This is a genomic window from Sediminibacterium ginsengisoli (assembly GCF_900167075.1).
Taxonomy (GTDB): Bacteria; Bacteroidota; Bacteroidia; order Chitinophagales; family Chitinophagaceae; genus Sediminibacterium; species Sediminibacterium ginsengisoli.
Genome location: NZ_FUWH01000002.1, coordinates 319,809 through 339,524, shown reverse-complemented (window position 1 = coordinate 339,524; position 19,716 = coordinate 319,809). Strand labels below are relative to the sequence as shown.

Below are 19,716 nucleotides of genomic sequence, written 5' to 3'. Positions count from 1 at the left end.
CACACTTTCTGTTCAATACGGTTTTAGACGTTACCGGTAATACTCATAAGTGAATACCGCGCCGTTTTCAGTGTGCTGTAACGGGAATCCATCCGCATTATAGCCCTGGTAAGTGATGAGCGATACATTCTCCGGCTGCCCTGGTAAAAGGAAGTTCTTAACGGTTTTCTTTGTAATATTATTCCTGTTAACCCCAAAGGGCATTACCCAGGTATGCTGGTAAGGGTTCGCCTTATTATCGTACTCATAGGTTGTTCTTGTTGTAATGGTTACCGGGGTTATTGCAGAACTGCCATTGTAATATTCTTCAGTCTGTACATTTCCATTGGCATCATAGGTGTATGATGCACGGATATAAAAACCGACTCCACCGTTACTGCCGGGAGTGAGTTCCGATGTAATCAGCTGCCCCTGTGCATTATAACTATTCGATGCGGCACTGACATGTCCGTTCCTGTTATAAGTATCCGTTTTTTGCAACAGGCCATTGTTGTTATAACTGAAGATCGTGTAACTGGTGTCGTACTGAGGAGTTGTAAGTGAAGAGGAATAATTCATGAGTCTGTCTTCACGAACAAGTTTGTTGTTTGAATATGTGCGGGTTACATCCTCGGATTTTACACCGGTGCTGACATAACTGATCCAATGGACCAGTTGCCCCGCCGTATTGTAGAAATACTCACTGCTGATATCAGTACCGGATTTGACACGCGCAAGTTTGCCTTTGAAATCACCTCCCGTTACAGGGCCGGCGTCTTTGGTGCAGGATGAAAAAAATACAGCCAGCACCGCAGTTAGTGAAAGCAGGTAACGCATAACAATAGTTTTTAAGGGTTATGTATAAGCATTGCCATGTTCTGACAAACCATATCCCTTTTCCGTTGCACCGTCAGCCCAACCGCGCCGTAAGCCCCAGTCCATGCGCACGTAAGGTATCCAGCGCTTTATCATAGCCGGCATCCGCATGACGGATCACACCCATACCCGGATCATTGCGCAATACCCTTGAGAGACGTTCTGCGGCCTCATCGGTGCCGTCGGCTACAATAACCATCCCGGCATGGATACTGTAGCCCATACCAACGCCGCCGCCATGATGCAGGCTTACCCAGCTGGCGCCGCCTGCCGTATTGACCAGCGCATTGAGTACCGGCCAGTCTGCTACGGCATCGCTGCCATCGAGCATAGCTTCCGTTTCCCTGTTAGGCGAGGCAACAGAACCGGTATCGAGATGGTCGCGGCCGATCACGATGGGCGCTTTTACCCGGCCTGTTTTTACAAGTTCGTTGAAGGCGAGGCCGGCCTTTTCGCGCTCGCCCTGCCCAAGCCAGCAGATCCTTGCAGGCAGGCCCTGGAAAGCGATTCTTTCCTTTGCCATTTTCATCCAGCGCTGCAGGCTTTTGTTTTCAGGGAACAGCTTCAGGATCAGTTCATCCGTAACGGCTATATCGGCGGGATCGCCGCTCAGGGCAGCCCAGCGGAACGGACCTTTTCCTTCACAGAACAATGGCCTGATATAAGCAGGTACAAAGCCCGGAAAATCAAATGCATTGGCCAGACCATGTTCCTGGGCCCTTGCGCGAAGGTTATTGCCATAATCGAATGTGATAGCGCCGGACAACTGTAACTGCAGCATCAGTTCAACATGCAGTTTCATGCTGTCGTATGCGAGTGCGATATATTTTTCGGGATCTTCCTGTCTCATTTTTGAAGCGGCTTCATTATCCAGTGTATGCGGTGTATAACCGATCAGCGGATCATGCGCAGAAGTCTGGTCGGTGAGCACGTCCACTTTCACCTGCCTGTCTATAAGACGCTGTAACAGCGTCACAGCATTACACAGCACACCGATGCTCAGTCTTTCGCCGGCATCCCTGGCAGCGACGGCCCTGTCGATGGCCTGGTCTATATCTGTAAATTTCAGGTCGAGGTATTTTGTTTCGATTCTTTTATCGATCCGCCATTCTTCCACTTCAGCACATAAGGCAACTCCATCGCACATGGTGATGGCCAGCGGCTGAGCGCCGCCCATACCTCCCAGACCCGCAGTAACGCTCAGCGTTCCTTTCAGCGAATCATTGAAATGCTTGTCGCCGACGGCAGCAAATGTTTCATAAGTTCCCTGTACAATGCCCTGTGAGCCGATATAGATCCATGAGCCGGCAGTCATCTGTCCGTACATCATCAATCCTTTTTTCTCCAGCTCGGTAAAGTGTTCCCAGGTTGCCCATTTAGGCACCAGCTGTGAATTGGACAACAGCACGCGAGGCGCGTCTTTATGTGTTTTGAGGATTGCAACCGGTTTCCCGCTCTGGATCAGCAGTGTTTCATCATGCTCAAGGTCTTTCAGCGCTTTGATGATCAGGTCGAGGCTTTCAAAATTACGTGCAGCTTTGCCCCTGCCGCCGTACACGATCAGGTCGTCGGGCCTTTCGGCAACTTCGGGGTCGAGGTTATTGAGCAGCATCCGGAGTGCGGCTTCCTGGATCCAGCCTTTGCAATGCAGTGATGAACCCGTAGGGGTTTTATATTTCGTAACGTCGTATGGCATTCTTATCGTTTTAGCGCGATGAAAATACAATTTTTCTCCAACCGCCTCCTGCGAAGATTCGTGAAGCATGACCATTCAGCCCTGCAAACATCCGCCCGCCCTTTTTCTGTTTCGCAGAATCTCTGCCCGGTTGTTGGTTTGCATAACTAAACACCTGAGCATGTACCGTTTCTTATACGCAATGGCATGTAGCGCCATTGTTATGGCCTGCGGCAAAACCGCCACAAGCCCTGTTACACCTCCTTCGCCGCCGGCGGGTAATACGATCTATCAGAACCTGAACGACAGTAGCCTGTTTTATAATCAGAGCATTGTTATAGACCTGAACAAAGACGGCATTGCCGATTTCAGGTTCAGTAATGTGCTCATACAGGAGAACAATGCATTTTACCTGCAGTTTAAAGTAAAGCCGTTGAACTCGAACAAACTGCTGACCGTTACTGTAGATGAACCTTTCGTTGCCTGCATGAATGCAAATGAAACCATCGGCATCACACCGTTAACACCTTATGAATGGACGGTTTCGGCTTCAGCGCTGGTGATCAAAAATGCGGGGAGCATCTGGGAAGGCCCGTGGAAAAACCGCACGGACAGCTACCTGCCGGTACAGCTCGAAAAGAACGGCGCATTGTATTCAGGCTGGATCCGGATTTCGTCCAGCAATTTATATCCCGCAAGGATCATAGTGCACGATGCGGCAGTGAGCACCGTGGCAGGAACAGGCATAACAGCAGGCAGCAAATAATGGAAATAGCCTTCGAATGCGTTATATTTGGGTTATAAAAATTTTACTATGGCGTTACCAGTTAATAATTCCAAGGGAGGGAAACAGGCCGCAAAAGGCAGCAAGCCGGGTGGCCAGGGTTCCAAATTCATTGTAAAGCCCGGCGCTTCGAAAGCGGTTGGGGTTGCTAAAAAACCAATCAAAACCGGCGGATCCAGGGGAAGCTGATCCTGTTAATACAACAGGTCGTCGTAAGCCGCTTGTAATTCATTGTAAGAATGGTTGTCACCTGCAAGCCGGGCGGCAGCCATTCCTTTTTCATACCATTCCACAGCCGCATCGCGCTCACCGTTACGTTCCAGCAGCCGGGCAAGATGGTAATAAGAGCCCACATAATCAGGACTATCCTGCAGAATGGCCTCGAATAAAGACCGGGCTTTGTCGTCGGCCTCCGCCTTCACATACTCCAGCGCCAGTGCATGCCGTAAAAAATTATCTTTTGGCGAGGCCTCCAAAAACTCCATAATCCTGGCAATACGGTCTGTCATAGAAATGTTTTTGTGTACAAATGGGCAGATAGCGAAATTAAGCAGATAAATCCTTGCAAAAGCCCGCAAAATGGCATAATTAAATTTTCCCGTTAAATATATAATCCAAACCTTTGCCGCGTTGAAAACCTTACTATATTTGTATTGGTTGCATAAACAACTATTTTTTCCTATAGCCGAATAAAACAATTGTTATCTATGAAAATTTTAGTTTGCGTGAGCAAGACTCCGGACACCACTTCAAAAATTGCCTTTACAGATGGCAACAGCAAATTTGATGAAGCAGGTGTACAATGGATCATCAATCCTTATGATGAATGGTATGCATTGGTAAGGGCGATTGAACTGAAAGAAAAAGACGCTTCTGTAACACTGCACCTGGTTACCGTTGGCGGTGCCGATGCAGAGCCGATCATCCGTAAAGCGCTTGCGCTGGGTGGCGATGAAGCGATCCGTGTAAATACTGATAACAGCGACAGTTATTATATTGCTGCCCAGATCGCGGAGATAGCGAAACAGGGTGGCTACGACCTGATCTTCACCGGTAAGGAAACCATCGATTACAATGGTTCCTCTATCGGCGGTATGGTTGCAGAACTTACTGATGCACCTTATATTTCCCTCGCAACTAAATTTGAACTGAACGGAACTACAGCTACCGTTACCCGTGAGATCGAAGGTGGTGAAGAAGTGGCCGAAGTGGCGCTGCCGCTGGTAGTAAGCTGCCAGAAAGGCGTGGCAGAGCAACGCATCCCTAACATGCGTGGTATTATGGCTGCACGTACCAAACCATTGAAAGTGGTAGAACCTGTTGCTACCGAAGCACTCACCAGCATCGTAAGCTTCGAATTACCGCCGGCGAAAGCAGGTGTGAAGCTGGTAAGTCCTGATAACGTGGCAGAACTGGTAAGATTACTGCATGAAGAAGCAAAAGTGATCTGATCACACTGAACAGAAGGTTCCATTATTTCAACTCTTAAAATCCGGCATAATATGTCAGTATTAATATTCGCAGACCAGGCAGATGGTCATATCAAAAAATCTTCTTTCGAAGTACTTACCTATGGCGCAAAACTGGCCGCCCAGCTCGGCACAAGCGCAGAAGCGCTGGTATTGGGCAATGTGAACGACGATCTCGCTTCACTGGGTAAATATGGTGTTACCAAAGTACACCAGGTAAAAGACGCCAATCTGGAACACGTGGATGCACAGGTCTATGCCAAAGTAATTGCCGAAGCAGTTACCGCTACCGGCGCAACCGTGGTAGTCATTTCCCATAACCAGACCGGCAAAGCCGTTGCTTCACGTGTTGCAGCAAGACTGAAAGCCGGTATTGTAGCAGGTGCCAGCGCATTGCCGGATACTTCTAACGGATTTGTTGTACGCAAGACCGTATTTTCTGGCAAAGCATTTGCCAATGTAAGCATCAGCTCTCCTATCAAAGTGATATCACTCAACCCCAACAGCTTTACTACTGTAAGCGGAGAAGGAACTGCGGAAGTAAACGTACTGAACATTGCAGTGGAAGCGCCAAAAGTAAAAGTAACTGCCGTGAACAAAGTAACCGGCGAAGTACCGCTTACGGAAGCCGATGTTGTGGTAAGTGGCGGACGCGGTCTGAAAGGCCCTGAAAACTGGGGCGTACTCCTCGACCTGGCGAAAGAACTGGGCGCAGCTACCGCCTGCAGCCGCCCTGTAGGTGATGCACACTGGAGGCCGCATCACGAGCACGTAGGACAAACCGGCGTTCAGGTTGCACCCAACCTCTATATCGCTCTTGGTATTTCCGGCGCTATCCAGCACCTTGCCGGTGTTAACCGGAGTAAAGTGATCGTGGTGATCAATAAAGATCCGGAAGCTCCTTTCTTCAAAGCAGCAGACTATGGTATTGTAGGCGATCTGTTCGAAGTGGTTCCGAAACTCACGGAAGAAATCAAAAAGATGAAAGCGGGCGCTTAATCATCTTTCACATAAATGAAAACGGGAACCGCAGCAGCAGTTCCCGTTTTTTATTTTTGCCATTGAAGTTCAGAGGCCATTTAACCTGCCGCCATCTACGGGGAGATTGATGCCATTGATGTAGGCTGCTGCCGGTGAACACAGAAATGCAACGGCAGCCGCAAACTCCGCGGGTTCGCCAAGACGACCGGCAGGAATACCGCTCACAGTCTGTTCCCGGATCTCACCGGCAGTACTCGCATTTCTTTCTGCCTGTTTTCCGAACAGGTAATCCAATCTTGCTGTACGCGTATAACCAGGCAATACATTATTTACCGTAATGCCATGCATGGCTATCTCACCTGCAAGGGTTTTGGCCCAGTTGGCAACGGCTGCACGTATACTGTTGGAGATCCCCAGCCCTTTGATCGGCTCTTTCACGGAAGTGGAAACAATGTTTACGATACGGCCATATCCAGCCTGTTTCATTCCCGGCACCAGCAACTGTGCGAGCAGGTGCGCAGTGATCAGGTGCGAACGGAAAGCCGTATCAAGATCTGCCACAGCCGTATCCAGCAATGGACCCGATGCCGGGCCGCCGGAATTATTAACGATGATATGAACGGTACGCTCATTACCCAGGTAAGCCGCTACTTTATCCCGCAATGCTGCAGGATCGGAACTGTCTGCTGCAATGAGATCATGTTGTTGCCCATTCTTACACGGGAGCGCGGTTTTCACCTGTAACAGGTTGGCTTCATTCCGCGCAAGCAGCAAAACATCTGCTCCGAGCAAAGCAAGTTCATAAGCCACAGCCGCACCAAGCCCCTGCGACGCACCGCATACCAGTGCCGTTTTACTTGTCAGATCGAGATTCATAGTATTATGTTTTACAAAGCCCTGTAATCTTCCCGCACCGGGTTGAATACATCCATCAGTTTGCAATCGGTAACAGCCAGCCCGGAATGACGCACGCCGGACGGGATCACCACAACGCTGCCGGGACCAAAACGCACCGGAACACCATCGAGCGTCAGCTCAAATTCACCCTCCAGCACATGGGAAACCTGCTCATGCGGATGCGAATGTTCCGGCAGCATGGCACCGGCAGCTACATCCAGGTAAGAAAGCGTCATGCTCTCAGTATGAATAAAACGGGCGGCATAACCTGGCACAATTTCTTTGACTGCGATACCGGAAAGGTCAAATACGGGCATATAGGAATGATTGAACGCACAAGTTACAATACACGGCCCATCCGTTACAAATCTTTCCGGCAGCAGAGAAACCGCCCCGGCTGATGAACAATTCGTTAAATTCAACTATTTTCGTGTCCGTTATGAAAAAGATAGAACTGGAGATAGTCGCTTTGTCGCACAGCATTACCCAAACGCATTCCTATGCGGTGGTACTGGGAGAAAGTAACGGGCTGAGACGACTGCCGATCGTGATCGGAGGCTTCGAAGCACAGGCTATCGCGGTAGCATTGGAACACATGCAACCCAGCAGGCCGCTGACCCATGACCTCATGAAAAATTTCATGAACGCTTTTAATGTAGAACTGCAGGAGATCGTGATCAGTGATCTGCAGGAAGGCATTTTCTATTCCAAACTCATCTGTTATACAGAAAATGATACCGTAGAAATAGACAGCCGTACCAGCGATGCCCTCGCGCTTGCCGTACGTTTTGGTTGTCCTATTTACACCTACGAACATATCCTCGACAATGCCGGTATTATCATGGAAGATTCCGGCGGTGAAAAGAAAAGCAAAACAGAAACAGCAGAACAGACTGTTGAGGAAAATGCACACAGCGACCTGCATACCATGACACTGGATGAATTGCAGACTCTGCTGAATGAAGTACTCGAGCATGAAGACTATATCCGTGCCATCGCCATCAGGGATGAGATCAACAAACGTAAATAATTCCTCATCGTTCCATCCGATTGTCCATGGTAGTTTTTCCAAATTGTAAGATCAACCTGGGACTGAATATTGTCCGCAAAAGAACGGATGGTTATCACGATCTGGAAACCATATTCCTGCCAGTAAGCCTTCGCGATGCCCTGGAGATATTACCGGCAGGTGCAGGCGTAAATGAGATCAGTTTTACAGCATCCGGTTTACCGGTAAACGGCAGGCCGGAAGATAATCTTTGCATCAGGGCCTGGCAATTATTAAAAAAAGACTATCCCGGATTACCCGCAGTGAAAATGCATTTACACAAAGCCATCCCGATGGGAGCAGGATTAGGCGGCGGCAGTGCAGACGGTACTTTTACATTACGTTTATTATCCGATATGTTCCAGCTTGCCATCCCGGACGAACGATTAAGCGAATATGCGCTTGAACTGGGAAGCGATTGCCCTTTTTTCCTGCTGAACAAACCCTGTTTTGCAAAAGGCAGGGGTGAAGAAATGGAGCCATTGGAGCTGGATCTTTCAGGATATAAAATACTGCTTGTACATCCGGGCATTCATATTTCTACCGGCTGGGCATTTGCGCAGATCAGGCCGGCTCAGCCGTCAGTTTCACTCAAAGAACGGATCACAATGCCGCCCGCACAATGGAAGCAGTTTATTAAAAATGATTTCGAAACGCCGGTACTGGCAGCATATCCTGAACTTGCAGAGATCAAAGATCAACTGTATCGTTCAGGCGCAGTTTATGCTTCATTAAGCGGCACCGGCAGCACGATATACGGTATCTATCAGCATGATGCCACTATTCCTTCAGACCTGTTCCGCAACTATTCTGTCTCGCATGCAACTTTAAGCAGCAGACCCGACTAAACTGTCAATTACCTTATTATTACACATTACCGGATAAGTTGATTCGCTCCATTCCTGCAAACTCTTGCACAAAACCGAAGAAAACCATAAACTAACATTCGTTTTCATATAGAGCATATTCAACAATACTTACTATTTATTAAATAATTTCAATAAAAACAACGCTTAAGTAAAATTATTTTTCAAAAAGAGCGCAATATTTTTTAATTTACTACCTGATCGCCTGCCATCTTTTTTTCATTCCCAAATTCGATTGTACATGCTTGTTCCTCAAACCAGCCAGGGTTTGTATAGCCCTGCTTTTGAACATGATGCCTGTGGTATAGGCTTTGTAGCCAGTATCAAAGGCCGCAAATCGCACCAGCATATTTCAGATGCGCTTACCGTGCTTGAAAACATGGAACACAGGGGCGCCTGCGGCTGCGAAAGCAATACCGGCGATGGCGCGGGTATCATGATCCAGATTCCGCACGAATTCTTCTTTGATGAATGTGTCCGGCTTGGCGTACAACTCCCCTCTTTCGGGCAATATGCAGTGGGCGCGATCTTCTTTCCGAAAGACCTGCAGTTGCGCGAAGAATGCCGCGACATATTTAACCGCGCAGCAGAAAAGCTCGGGCTGGATATTCTCCTGTACAGGAAAGTACCGGTAAATCCTTCCGGTATTGGCGTAACGGCTCTTTCAGCCGAACCTGTAATGGAACATGTGTTCGTGGCCTGCCCTGACCATATTACCCATGCAGACGACTTTGAACGCAGGCTTTTTATACTGCGCAACCATGCAAGTCATACGATCAGGAATACAGTCAGAAAGGATGAGATCGGTTTTTACCTAGCTTCGCTTTCATGCCGTACCATTGTTTATAAAGGACAGCTGACCAGCAGCCAGGTAAGGAATTATTTCCCGGACCTGAGCGACAAAAGAGTAGTATCTGCATTCGGTCTCGTGCATTCCCGTTTTGCCACCAACACCTTCCCTTCCTGGAAACTGGCGCAACCATTCCGTTACATTGCACATAATGGTGAGATCAATACCCTGCAGGGCAACCTGAACTGGTTGCGCTCCAGTGAGAAAGGTTTCACTTCGCCCTATTTCAGCAAAGAGGAAATGGACATGCTGTTACCTGTGATCACAGATGGTCAGTCGGATTCCGCATGCCTGGATAATATGATCGAACTGCTAACGTTGTGCGGCAGGTCATTACCACATGTAATGATGATGCTGATCCCTGAGGCATGGGACAACAATGAACAAATGGATGCCGCCAAAAAAGCATTCTATGAATACCATGCCTGCATGATGGAGCCCTGGGACGGCCCTGCGTCCATCTCATTCACCGATGGAAAAATAATCGGCGCTACACTTGACCGGAACGGGCTACGTCCATCACGCTATTGTGTAACCCTGGATGAAAGAGTGATCATGGCATCAGAAACAGGCGCACTGCCTGTGGAAGCATCGCTGATAAAGGAAAAAGGCAGGCTGCAGCCGGGAAGAATGTTCGTGGTAGACATGGAACAGGGCCGGATCATCAGCGATGACGAACTGAAACAGGCGATCTGCGCACGCAAACCTTATGCAGACTGGCTGAACAAATACAAGATCAGGCTGGAAGAATTGCCTGAGCCGCGTGTAATGTTCACGCACCTTGAGCCCGAACAGGTATTCAAATACCAGAAAGCATTTGGTTATTCCACTGAAGACCTGGACACTATTATTGCACCTATGGCCATCGATGCAAAGGAACCCATAGGCTCTATGGGAACAGATATTCCCCTCGCCGTACTCAGCGACCAGCCGCAGCATCTGAGTTGTTATTTCAAACAGTTATTTGCGCAGGTTACCAATCCGCCCATCGATCCGATCAGGGAAAAAATGGTTATGTCGCTGGCCACATTTGCAGGCAGTAACGGCAACCTCCTCAGTGAAGACCCGCTTGCCTGCCACAGTGTAGCGCTCAGGCAGCCCATCCTTACCAATTATGAACTTGAAAAGATCCGCAGCATCGATACCGGGATTTTCCAGGCAAAAACGCTGCAGACCTATTTCAGGGCCGATGGCAAACCAGGCTCGTTAAAAGCAGGGCTGGACAGGCTTTGCCGTTACGCTGCAGATGCGGTGGAAGACGGTTTTGAAGTGATCATACTCACCGACCGGGCCATAGATTCGGACCATGCACCCATGCCTTCGCTGCTGGCCACATCAGCCGTACATCATCACCTTATCCGCAAGGGCTACAGGAGCCGGGTTGGAATTATTGTTGAAGCAGGCGATGCATGGGAAGTACATCATTTTGCCTGCCTGATCGGCTTCGGTGCAACAGCCATCAATCCTTATCTCGCGTTATCATCTATCAGGGACATGAAGCTGAGCGGCAAACTTGAAAATGTGCAGGACGTGGATCAGCTCAAAAAAAATTACATCAAGGCAGTTAACGATGGCCTGTTAAAAGTGTTTTCAAAAATGGGTATTTCCACGCTGCAATCCTACCAGGGTGCGCAGATCTTCGAGATCATAGGACTGAACAGGCAGGTAGTGGATACTTATTTCACGGGGGCCACTTCACGTATTGCAGGTATGGGACTGGATGAAATTGCGCGTGAGGTACTGGCGAAACATCATTTCGCATTCAGCAAAAAAGCAATACCGTCAGACAGGCTGCCTGTTGGCGGCATCTACCAGTGGAAAAGAAAAGGCGAATACCATCATTTCAATCCGCAGACCATTCATCTCCTGCAGTATTCAACAAGGATGAATGATTATAACACTTTCAAAAAATACGCAAAGCTCATTAACAAGCAGGATGAAAAAGCCTGTACCTTAAGAAGCCTGTTCAGGTTCCGGCGTAATAAACCTTCTATTCCGCTGGAAGAAGTAGAACCGGCTGAAAACATTTACAAACGTTTTGCAACGGGCGCTATGTCGTTCGGATCCATTTCCTGGGAAGCACATACCACGCTGGCCATAGCCATGAACCGTTTAGGCGGGAAAAGCAATACCGGCGAAGGCGGAGAAGATGAATCACGTTATGAACCAAAACCAAACGGCGACCAGATGCGCTCCTCCATCAAACAGGTAGCATCTGCACGTTTTGGTGTTACAAGCCGTTACCTGACAGAAGCCGATGAGATCCAGATCAAAATGGCACAGGGGGCAAAACCGGGAGAAGGCGGACAACTACCCGGCCACAAAGTAGATGAATGGATCGGCAGAACACGCCATGCCACACCAGGCGTAGGGCTGATATCACCACCACCGCATCATGATATCTATTCCATCGAAGACCTCGCGCAACTCATATTCGATCTTAAAAATGCCAACAGGAATGCACGCATCAATGTAAAGCTCGTATCCAAAGCAGGTGTTGGAACGATTGCAGCCGGTGTTGCAAAAGCAAAAGCAGATGTGGTACTCATCGCAGGTTTTGACGGAGGCACAGGTGCTTCACCGATCAGCTCGGTAAAGCATGCAGGTCTTCCCTGGGAACTCGGGCTTGCAGAAACACACCAGACATTGGTTAAAAACAAATTGCGCAGCAGGATCACCGTTCAGGCCGACGGCCAGATGAAAACCGGCCGCGACATTGCCATAGCAGCTTTGCTCGGTGCAGAAGAATGGGGCGTTGCAACGGCCGCGCTGGTTGTGGAAGGCTGTATCATGATGCGCAAATGTCATCTGAATACCTGTCCTGTAGGCATTGCAACACAAGATCCATTATTACGCGATCGCTTCACCGGAGATCCGGAACATGTGGTGAACCTTTTCCGTTTCATTACACAGGAACTGCGCGAGATCATGGCAGAATTGGGTTTCAGAACAGTGAATGAAATGATCGGCCAGGTAGATTCGCTGGAAATGAGAGACGACATCAGTCACTGGAAATATGCAAATCTCGATTTATCCGCCATACTTTACAAAGAACCCGCATCGCTGTATACCGGCTTATATAAGCAGGAAGAGCAGGATCATGGCCTCGCAGCTATTCTCGACTGGCAGCTGTTACGTGCGGCAGAACCTGCACTTAAGAATGGCGCGCAGGTAAAAGCATCTTTTAATATCAAAAACACGGATCGCACCATAGGGACATTATTATCGAACGAGATCACAAAAAAATATAAAAGCGAAGGACTTCCCCACGACACTTTGCATTTCAGTTTCAGGGGCACTGCAGGACAAAGCTTCGGCGCATTCAACACAAAAGGAATGACGCTTGAACTCGAAGGCGATGCAAACGATTATTTCGGAAAAGGACTGAGCGGCGCGCGGCTGATCGTTTATCCTGAGAAAGATGCGTCTTTTATCCCTGAAGAAAATATCATCATTGGCAATGTTGCGTTTTACGGCGCTACATCGGGCGAAGCTTTCATCAGGGGAAAAGCAGGTGAACGATTCGCGGTACGTAATTCCGGCGCATCTGTTGTAACCGAAGGCGTAGGCGATCATGGTTGTGAATACATGACCGGCGGCACGATAGTCATACTCGGCGAAACCGGCCGGAACTTTGCAGCCGGAATGAGCGGCGGAATTGCTTATATCTATGACCCTGCCGGAAATTTCACCGACCGCTGCAACAGGGAAATGGTAGACCTGGATGAAGTATCATCCGAAGACCTGCCCTTATTAAAAAACATGATCGGCAATCATTATAACTATACAGGAAGCACTGTGGCGAAATTCATACTGGATGATCTCGAAAATCAGCAAAAGCATTTCATAAAGGTCTTTCCTACAGATTATAAAAAAGCACTCCTGCAACAACGCCTTCAGGCAACCATACCATCATAACCAGCAGTTTAAAAGATAATAACCATGGGTAAACCAACCGGATTTATAGAATTCTCCAGGGTAGCCCCCGAAAAAAGGCAACCAGAGAAAAGGGTCAAAGATTACAATGAGTTTGTAGCAAGATTACCAGACCAGCAACTGAACCAGCAGGCCGCCAGATGCATGAACTGCGGCGTACCGTTTTGTCATAGCGGCTGCCCGCTCGGCAATATTATCCCCGAATTCAATGACGCAGTTTACCGGCAGAACTGGCGTGAAGCTTATGAGATCCTAAGTGCCACCAATAATTTCCCTGAATTTACAGGACGCATCTGCCCTGCACCCTGCGAAAGCGCATGCGTGTTGGGTATCAACCAGTCGCCTGTTGCAATTGAAGAGATCGAAAAGCATATTATTGAGATCGCGTTCGATAAAGGTTTTGTGGTACCGAAAAAGATCAATCTACGCACTGGTAAAAAAGTCGCTGTTGTCGGTTCCGGACCGGCAGGTCTTGCTGCGGCCGCACAGCTGAACTATGCGGGACACGAGGTAACTGTTTTTGAACGGGATGATCAGCCAGGCGGATTATTGCGCTACGGTATTCCCGACTTCAAACTGGAAAAATGGGTTGTGGAGCGGAGGATCACGCTGATGAAGGAAGAAGGCATCATATTCCGATGCAATGCCAATGTGGGTGTGAATACAAGCATCAGCGACCTGCTTCGCGGATTTCATTCAATTGTACTGGCCGGCGGATCAACCATCCCCAGAGATCTTGACATACCGGGAAGGCAACTGAAAGGGGTGCATTTTGCCATGGACTTCCTTAAACAGCAAAACAAAAGGGTAAGTAATACAGCGGCCGGCAATACAGAAGAAATAAAAGCAACCGGCAAACAGGTAGTGGTAATAGGCGGTGGTGATACAGGCAGCGATTGCGTAGGAACCTCCAACAGGCAGGGAGCGGTTTCCGTAACACAATTCGAGCTCCTCCCCAAACCGCCGGAAAAGCGCACTGCATACATGCCCTGGCCAACTTACCCGATGACGCTGAAAACCTCCTCCTCGCATGAAGAAGGTGTGGAAAGAAACTGGGCAGTTGTTACCAAAGCTTTTCTCGGCGATGAAACCGGGCACCTTACCGCCTTGCGGATCGCAGACCTGGAGTGGACATGCGGCAGCGATGGCAGGCCCGCGCAATTTGCAGAAAGACCTGGCAGCGAACGAACTATTCCCTGCCAGCAGGTTTTCCTGGCAATGGGTTTCCTGCATCCGCAGCACGACGGACTGATCAACGAACTGGGAATTAGCCTCGATGAACGCGGAAATGTAAAAGCAGATGAGCAGTTTTTCCAGACCAGCATTCCAAAGATCTTTACAGCCGGCGACATGCGGCGTGGTCAATCATTGGTGGTATGGGCCATCAGTGAAGGCAGGGAATGCGCAAGAAAGGTGGATGAATTTCTGATGGGCAGTTCTTTGCTGGAGAGTAAAGAACTAAGCTGTCTTTCAAATGAAAAATATTGATATATAAATGTAGGGGCCTGTAAACACTTACTTGATAAGGTTTATTTCAAAATAATTTAAATATAAATAAATTAAATTTATTATTTTTTGACTACAGAATTAGCTTAAATGGTAACTTCATGAAAGAAATAGTTAAATATATATTTTTAAAATATCATGAAGAAACCAACGCTAAAACAGTCAGCTCCGTTTGCGGTATTGGCACTGGTAGCCCTTGCCGCTGTTTTTACTCCAACTTTACCCACTTTCACAAGCGGCAAATTCAACAGTGCGGATATCGCCTGGCTGCTCACGGCAACGGCGCTGGTCTTCCTGATGACACCAGGGCTTGCATTTTTCTACGGCGGGATGGTGCACAGGAAAAATGTGATCTCCACCATGATCAAAAGTGTGGTAGCGGCGGGCGTTGTAAGCATATTCTGGGTATTCATTGGCTTCAGCCTTTGTTTCGGCGATTCTGTCGGTGGTTTCATCGGCAACCCCGGCACTTATCTTTTCTTTAAAGGTGTTATGTCGGGCGCACCATGGAGCCTGGCCCCTACCGTTCCCTTTGCCCTGTTCGCGCTCTTCCAGCTGATGTTCGCGATCATTACCCCGGGACTTGTTGTTGGTGCGGTAGCAGAGCGGATCCGGTTCACAGCTTATATTCTTTTTATTGCTTTATTCAGTTTGCTGGTCTATGCTCCTATTGCGCACTGGACCTGGCACCCCAACGGTTTTCTTTTTAAAATGGGAGTTCTGGATTTCGCGGGCGGAACGGTTGTACATATTTCGGCAGGCTGTGCGGCACTTGCCGGAGCAATGGTACTCAAACGCAGGCAGGCTCATTTAAACCACCAGGAAGTGCCGCCAGCTAATATCCCTTATGTATTGATCGGAACGGGCCTTTTATGGTTCGGCTGGTTCGGGTTCAATGCCGGCTCGGCACTGGGCGCAAACGTTCTGGCTGTTTCTGCATTCGCAACTACCAATACAGCTGCTGCTGCCGCCGGACTTTCATGGATGTTCTTTGACGTGATCCGTGGTAAAAAGCCATCCGTTCTCGGGTTCTGTATCGGCGCCGTGGTTGGCCTGGTAGCCATTACACCGGGTGCAGGTTTTGTGGCTGTTCCGCAGAGTATTTTTATCGGATTCGTTTCTGCGATCATTTCCAATATGGCAGTTTATTATAAAAGCAAATCCGTGCTCGACGATACACTCGATGTATTCCCCTGCCATGGTATCGGGGGCATGGTAGGTATGCTGCTTACCGGAGTCTTTGCAAGCAAGGCAGTGAATGATGCGGGTACGGACGGACTTTTTTACGGCAATGCAGCATTCTTCTTTACACAGCTGAAAGCACTGGGTATTGTGATCGCTTACAGTTTTACCGTTTCTTTCCTCATTTTCAAATTCATCAATTTTGTCCTTCCGTTGCGGGTGAGCTCAGAAGAGGAAGAAATAGGCCTGGATGCAACACAGCACAATGAAAAATACGTGCAGGGAACACTGATCATTGAAGAGAGCGGCAGGTACGAAGAAACAATCCTGCTGCCACAGCATACCCCATCTCCGGTGAACGGTTCGGTAGCTGCTTCCGTGCATTAAAAACGCAGATGCTGCTTTGTTCTGATTTTATGTTAAGTTCGGCCAATGAAAGGCTTAATCAGACTGGCTCAGTATATCTATTGCGTTTATGCGTTGCTGATGTTCGTGATCCTGATGTTCCTGGTTTTCCCGTTTGTATTGCTGTCGCTTCTTTTCGGAAAACTCAGAGGGGGCAATATGATCTACGGGCTTTGCATGTTGTGGGCGAAAGCCTGGTACCTGCTTACGGGAATAAGGCATAAAGAGATCCACGAAGCGCCGCATGACACAAGTCGTCAGTATATTTTTGTAGCGAACCATATTTCCTATATGGACATTCCGCCGCTGGTACTGATCGCACACCAGCCCATCCGTATCCTCGGCAAATATGAAATGGTGAAGATCCCGGTGTTCGGATGGATTTACCGGGCAGCTGTAATCCTTGTTGACAGGCGCAATGCAGAAACAAGGGCCAGAAGTGTAAGGGCATTGAAAAGCGCATTGAAACACGGCATTTCCATCTTCATTTTCCCCGAAGGCACATTCAATGAAACCGGCCAGCCCCTGAAAAGTTTTTTCGATGGCGCATTCCGGATTGCCATTGAAACGCAGACTTCGATCAAACCCGTATTATTGCCCGACACGATCGACAGGCTGCATTACCGCGGCATTTTCGAATTGACACCCGGCATCAACCGCGTGATATACCTTGAAGAAATACCTGTAACGGGTATGACCCCGGAAGATATTCCCGCACTGAAAGAGCTGGTTTACAGGAAAATGGAAGCAGGTCTGCGACGCTATCGCAATTACCCAGCTGCTTAAAGCTTATTTTTGCTCAAATTCCGCCGTTTTGTTTATTGAAGTCATCATACCACTTGCGTTACCGAAAAATTATACCTGGGCTGTGCCATTGGCAATGCAATCCGGCATACAGCCCGGCGTGCGCGTGGAAGTAACTTTGGGAAATAAAAAATATGCAGGCATAGTCAAACAAATCCTGCAGAACAAGCCGGCTGCTTTTGAACCGAAAGAGATCCTGAATGTGCTCGATAATGAGCCGCTGCTGCATCCGCAGCAACTGGAACTCTGGCAATGGATCGCGGAGTATTATATGTGCACGGAGGGTGAAGTGATGCAGGCAGCCATTCCCGCCAATCTCAAACTCTCCAGCGAAAGCGTACTGATCTGGAACGAGACCGCAGAATATGAACCATCCGACCTCAACGATGCGGAATACATGGTTACGGAAGCGCTCGAAATGAAAAAGGAACTGCGCTTATCGGAAGTGCAGCAATTGCTCGACAGCAACAGGGTTTACCCGGTTATCCGTAAACTGATCGACAAAAACATCTGCTATGTATGGGAGGAGCTGAAAGAAAAATACAAGGTAAAGACTGAAACCTATATCACGCTCCACCCCGATTATCACCAGGAAGAAAATCTGGCCGAACTGCTGAACAACTGGACTTCACGCGCGGCGAAACAATTGGAATTATTACTGGCCTACCTGCATCTTGTAAAAGCGGAAGGCGAAGTGATCAAAGCAGAACTGCTTAAAAAATCCGGCGCAACAGACGCGCAGCTGAAAGCATTGACGGATAAGAAGATCCTTGTTGCGCAGAAAAGAGCAAAGGACCGGATCGTGTCATTACCCAAAGACCTTAACATCCGTTTTGAGCTTTCTCCTGCCCAGGAAATCGCACTGGGCGAGATCAATGCCCGCTTTGAAGATAAAAATGTTTGCCTGCTGCATGGTGTTACCGCCAGCGGCAAAACCCAGCTTTACATAAAACTCATCGAAGCGCATATCGCAAGCGGAAAGCAGGTACTGTACATGCTTCCGGAAATTGCGCTCACGGCGCAGATGATCAGGAGACTGCAACAGCATTTCGGCAGCCAGATCGCCATCTATCATTCCAAATTCAATCCGAATGAACGCGTGGAGATCTGGCACAAAGTAAAATCAGGAGAGATCAAAGCTGTATTGGGCGCACGCTCTTCCCTGTTCCTGCCGTTCAGGCAACTTGGTTTTATTATCATAGATGAAGAGCATGACGCTTCTTACAAACAGCAGGAGCCGGCACCGCGTTATCATGCACGCGATGCCGCCGTTTATTATGCATCATTGTTCGGCGCCAGGGTTTTGCTGGGCAGCGCCACTCCTTCCATAGAAAGTTATTACAACTGTGTGCGCGGGAAATATGGTCTTGTTACGCTGTCGGAACGTTTTGGCAATGCAGCCCTTCCGGAAATCAGGCTGGTAGATCTTACGCCGTTGCAGACCAAAGGCAAGCTGGCATTCTCACCCGCGTTGCTGCAGGAGATCAGCGATTCGCTGGTTAACAAAAAACAGGTGATCCTTTTTCAGAACCGCCGCGGTTATGCGCCTTACCAGATCTGCAATACCTGTGGCTGGATTCCGCATTGCAAACAGTGTGATGTAACGCTTACTTACCATAAATCGAAGAATAAACTGGCATGCCATTACTGCGGCACTGTATACCCGGTGATACAAACCTGTACCGCCTGCGGCAGCCATAATTTTATCCAGAAAAATTTCGGCACGGAACAGATCGAAGAATTGCTGACCGAAAAATTCCCCGACGCAAAAGTGGCGAGGATGGATTATGACAGCATCAAAGGCAAGAACGACCATGATGCACTGATCAAACGCTTTGAAGAACAACGTATCGATATCCTGGTAGGTACGCAGATGGTCGTAAAAGGACTCGATTTCATTCATGTGAACCTGGTAGGCATCATTGATGCCGACGGAATTCTGAACTTTACCGATTTCAGAGTAAACGAAAGAGCATACCAGCTGATGGAACAGGTAAGCGGCAGGGCCGGCAGAAAAGATGCAGATGGAAAAGTACTGATACAGGTCAGCAATGTACACCATCCCGTACTGCAGTTTGTTAAAGCGCATGATTACACCAGCCTCTTCCATGCAGAGCTGAACAACCGCAGACAATTCGGCTACCCGCCTTTCACAAGACTGATCCGTGTAATTTTCCGGCATAAGGAAAAACACCTGGCAGAGGAAGCTGCCAACCTGATGATGCAGGGCATGAAAGCGGGTTTCGCACAGGAAATGAATGGTCCTGCGCAACCTGTTGTGGACCGTGTGCGGAACCAGCATATCTGGGAGATCCTGATCAAACTGCCCAAAAACTCAAACCGCATCATTCAATGTAAAAGGGAGATCGCACAGCAGATCGTGATCATTCAATCGAATAAGCGTTACAGATCTGTCATGATCCTTCCGGATGTAGACCCGGTATAACAATCGCGCCGG

Annotated in this window: 16 protein-coding genes; 11 read left to right on the top strand and 5 right to left on the bottom strand. The window is 48.6% G+C overall.

Annotated elements, in window-relative coordinates; translation table 11 throughout:
- Positions 1–30: 30 nt before the first annotated feature.
- Positions 31–816, bottom strand: a complete 786-nt coding sequence (locus B5D42_RS04575) for a hypothetical protein (RefSeq protein WP_078830260.1) — start codon at positions 814–816, stop codon at positions 31–33.
- A 73-nt stretch (positions 817–889) separates the two neighbouring features.
- A complete protein-coding gene (gene hutU, locus B5D42_RS04570) occupies positions 890–2,551 on the bottom strand; it encodes a urocanate hydratase (RefSeq protein ID WP_078830500.1) in 1,662 nt (553 codons plus the stop codon).
- Positions 2,552–2,711: 160 nt separating this feature from the next.
- On the opposite strand from hutU, the gene B5D42_RS04565 reads away from it, so the two are divergent.
- Together B5D42_RS04565 and B5D42_RS17830 are read left to right on the top strand one after the other, a co-directional pair.
- Positions 2,712–3,296, top strand: a complete 585-nt coding sequence (locus B5D42_RS04565; protein ID WP_139366983.1) for a hypothetical protein — start codon at positions 2,712–2,714, stop codon at positions 3,294–3,296.
- Positions 3,297–3,344: 48 nt separating this feature from the next.
- Positions 3,345–3,503, top strand: coding sequence for a hypothetical protein (locus tag B5D42_RS17830; RefSeq protein ID WP_176112899.1), 159 nt, complete (start codon positions 3,345–3,347; stop codon positions 3,501–3,503).
- 5 nt (positions 3,504–3,508) lie between these two features.
- Here B5D42_RS17830 and B5D42_RS04560 read toward each other — a convergent pair whose 3' ends face one another.
- Positions 3,509–3,823: a tetratricopeptide repeat protein gene (locus tag B5D42_RS04560; RefSeq protein WP_078830499.1), complete on the bottom strand. Its 315-nt coding sequence runs from the start codon at positions 3,821–3,823 to the stop codon at positions 3,509–3,511.
- Between the two features lie 198 nt (positions 3,824–4,021).
- On the opposite strand from B5D42_RS04560, the gene B5D42_RS04555 reads away from it, so the two are divergent.
- Together B5D42_RS04555 and B5D42_RS04550 are read left to right on the top strand one after the other, a co-directional pair.
- Positions 4,022–4,765, top strand: a complete 744-nt coding sequence (locus B5D42_RS04555) for an electron transfer flavoprotein subunit beta/FixA family protein (RefSeq protein ID WP_078830257.1) — start codon at positions 4,022–4,024, stop codon at positions 4,763–4,765.
- Positions 4,766–4,816: 51 nt separating this feature from the next.
- Entirely contained in the window at positions 4,817–5,782 is a 966-nt protein-coding gene (locus B5D42_RS04550; RefSeq protein ID WP_078830256.1) for an electron transfer flavoprotein subunit alpha/FixB family protein, read from the top strand.
- A 69-nt stretch (positions 5,783–5,851) separates the two neighbouring features.
- Here the strand turns inward: B5D42_RS04550 and B5D42_RS04545 are convergent, their stop codons facing one another.
- A complete protein-coding gene (locus tag B5D42_RS04545; RefSeq protein ID WP_078830255.1) occupies positions 5,852–6,640 on the bottom strand; it encodes an SDR family oxidoreductase in 789 nt (262 codons plus the stop codon).
- Between the two features lie 11 nt (positions 6,641–6,651).
- Entirely contained in the window at positions 6,652–6,978 is a 327-nt protein-coding gene (locus tag B5D42_RS04540) for a cupin domain-containing protein (RefSeq protein ID WP_078830254.1), read from the bottom strand.
- A 122-nt stretch (positions 6,979–7,100) separates the two neighbouring features.
- Between B5D42_RS04540 and B5D42_RS04535 the strand changes: the two genes are divergently transcribed.
- The 7 genes from B5D42_RS04535 (at position 7,101) to priA (ending at position 19,704) form a co-directional block, all read left to right on the top strand.
- On the top strand, positions 7,101–7,691 hold the full coding sequence (locus B5D42_RS04535) for a bifunctional nuclease family protein (RefSeq protein ID WP_078830498.1): 591 nt from the start codon (positions 7,101–7,103) through the stop codon (positions 7,689–7,691).
- Positions 7,692–7,717: 26 nt separating this feature from the next.
- On the top strand, positions 7,718–8,557 hold the full coding sequence (gene ispE, locus B5D42_RS04530) for a 4-(cytidine 5'-diphospho)-2-C-methyl-D-erythritol kinase (RefSeq protein WP_078830253.1): 840 nt from the start codon (positions 7,718–7,720) through the stop codon (positions 8,555–8,557).
- Positions 8,558–8,816: 259 nt separating this feature from the next.
- Entirely contained in the window at positions 8,817–13,343 is a 4,527-nt protein-coding gene (gene gltB / locus B5D42_RS04525) for a glutamate synthase large subunit (RefSeq protein WP_078830252.1), read from the top strand.
- 24 nt (positions 13,344–13,367) lie between these two features.
- The gene (locus B5D42_RS04520; RefSeq protein WP_078830251.1) at positions 13,368–14,849 is read left to right on the top strand and encodes a glutamate synthase subunit beta; all 1,482 of its coding nucleotides are present in this window, start codon (positions 13,368–13,370) and stop codon (positions 14,847–14,849) included.
- A gap of 156 nt (positions 14,850–15,005) precedes the next feature.
- Positions 15,006–16,436 (top strand): ammonium transporter, encoded by a 1,431-nt coding sequence (locus B5D42_RS04515; protein ID WP_078830250.1) that lies wholly within the window; start codon positions 15,006–15,008, stop codon positions 16,434–16,436.
- A 45-nt stretch (positions 16,437–16,481) separates the two neighbouring features.
- The gene (locus B5D42_RS04510) at positions 16,482–17,240 is read left to right on the top strand and encodes a lysophospholipid acyltransferase family protein (protein ID WP_245825550.1); all 759 of its coding nucleotides are present in this window, start codon (positions 16,482–16,484) and stop codon (positions 17,238–17,240) included.
- 28 nt (positions 17,241–17,268) lie between these two features.
- Positions 17,269–19,704: a replication restart helicase PriA gene (priA, locus tag B5D42_RS04505; protein ID WP_245825548.1), complete on the top strand. Its 2,436-nt coding sequence runs from the start codon at positions 17,269–17,271 to the stop codon at positions 19,702–19,704.
- The last annotated feature ends 12 nt before the right edge of the window (positions 19,705–19,716 follow it).

What these genes read in the sequence shown, in the direction of transcription:
- B5D42_RS17830 (WP_176112899.1), top strand. Translation starts at nt 3,345, where the DNA reads ATGGCGTTACCAGTTAATAATTCCAAGGGAGGGAAACAGGCCGCAAAA.
- B5D42_RS04575 (WP_078830260.1), bottom strand. Translation starts at nt 816, where the DNA reads ATGCGTTACCTGCTTTCACTAACTGCGGTGCTGGCTGTATTTTTTTCA.
- B5D42_RS04520 (WP_078830251.1), top strand. Translation starts at nt 13,368, where the DNA reads ATGGGTAAACCAACCGGATTTATAGAATTCTCCAGGGTAGCCCCCGAA.
- B5D42_RS04510 (WP_245825550.1), top strand. Translation starts at nt 16,482, where the DNA reads ATGAAAGGCTTAATCAGACTGGCTCAGTATATCTATTGCGTTTATGCG.
- B5D42_RS04515 (WP_078830250.1), top strand. Translation starts at nt 15,006, where the DNA reads ATGAAGAAACCAACGCTAAAACAGTCAGCTCCGTTTGCGGTATTGGCA.
- B5D42_RS04565 (WP_139366983.1), top strand. Translation starts at nt 2,712, where the DNA reads ATGTACCGTTTCTTATACGCAATGGCATGTAGCGCCATTGTTATGGCC.
- B5D42_RS04545 (WP_078830255.1), bottom strand. Translation starts at nt 6,640, where the DNA reads ATGAATCTCGATCTGACAAGTAAAACGGCACTGGTATGCGGTGCGTCG.
- B5D42_RS04555 (WP_078830257.1), top strand. Translation starts at nt 4,022, where the DNA reads ATGAAAATTTTAGTTTGCGTGAGCAAGACTCCGGACACCACTTCAAAA.
- B5D42_RS04550 (WP_078830256.1), top strand. Translation starts at nt 4,817, where the DNA reads ATGTCAGTATTAATATTCGCAGACCAGGCAGATGGTCATATCAAAAAA.
- ispE (WP_078830253.1), top strand. Translation starts at nt 7,718, where the DNA reads ATGGTAGTTTTTCCAAATTGTAAGATCAACCTGGGACTGAATATTGTC.
- B5D42_RS04535 (WP_078830498.1), top strand. Translation starts at nt 7,101, where the DNA reads ATGAAAAAGATAGAACTGGAGATAGTCGCTTTGTCGCACAGCATTACC.
- hutU (WP_078830500.1), bottom strand. Translation starts at nt 2,551, where the DNA reads ATGCCATACGACGTTACGAAATATAAAACCCCTACGGGTTCATCACTG.
- B5D42_RS04540 (WP_078830254.1), bottom strand. Translation starts at nt 6,978, where the DNA reads ATGCCCGTATTTGACCTTTCCGGTATCGCAGTCAAAGAAATTGTGCCA.
- gltB (WP_078830252.1), top strand. Translation starts at nt 8,817, where the DNA reads ATGCTTGTTCCTCAAACCAGCCAGGGTTTGTATAGCCCTGCTTTTGAA.
- B5D42_RS04560 (WP_078830499.1), bottom strand. Translation starts at nt 3,823, where the DNA reads ATGACAGACCGTATTGCCAGGATTATGGAGTTTTTGGAGGCCTCGCCA.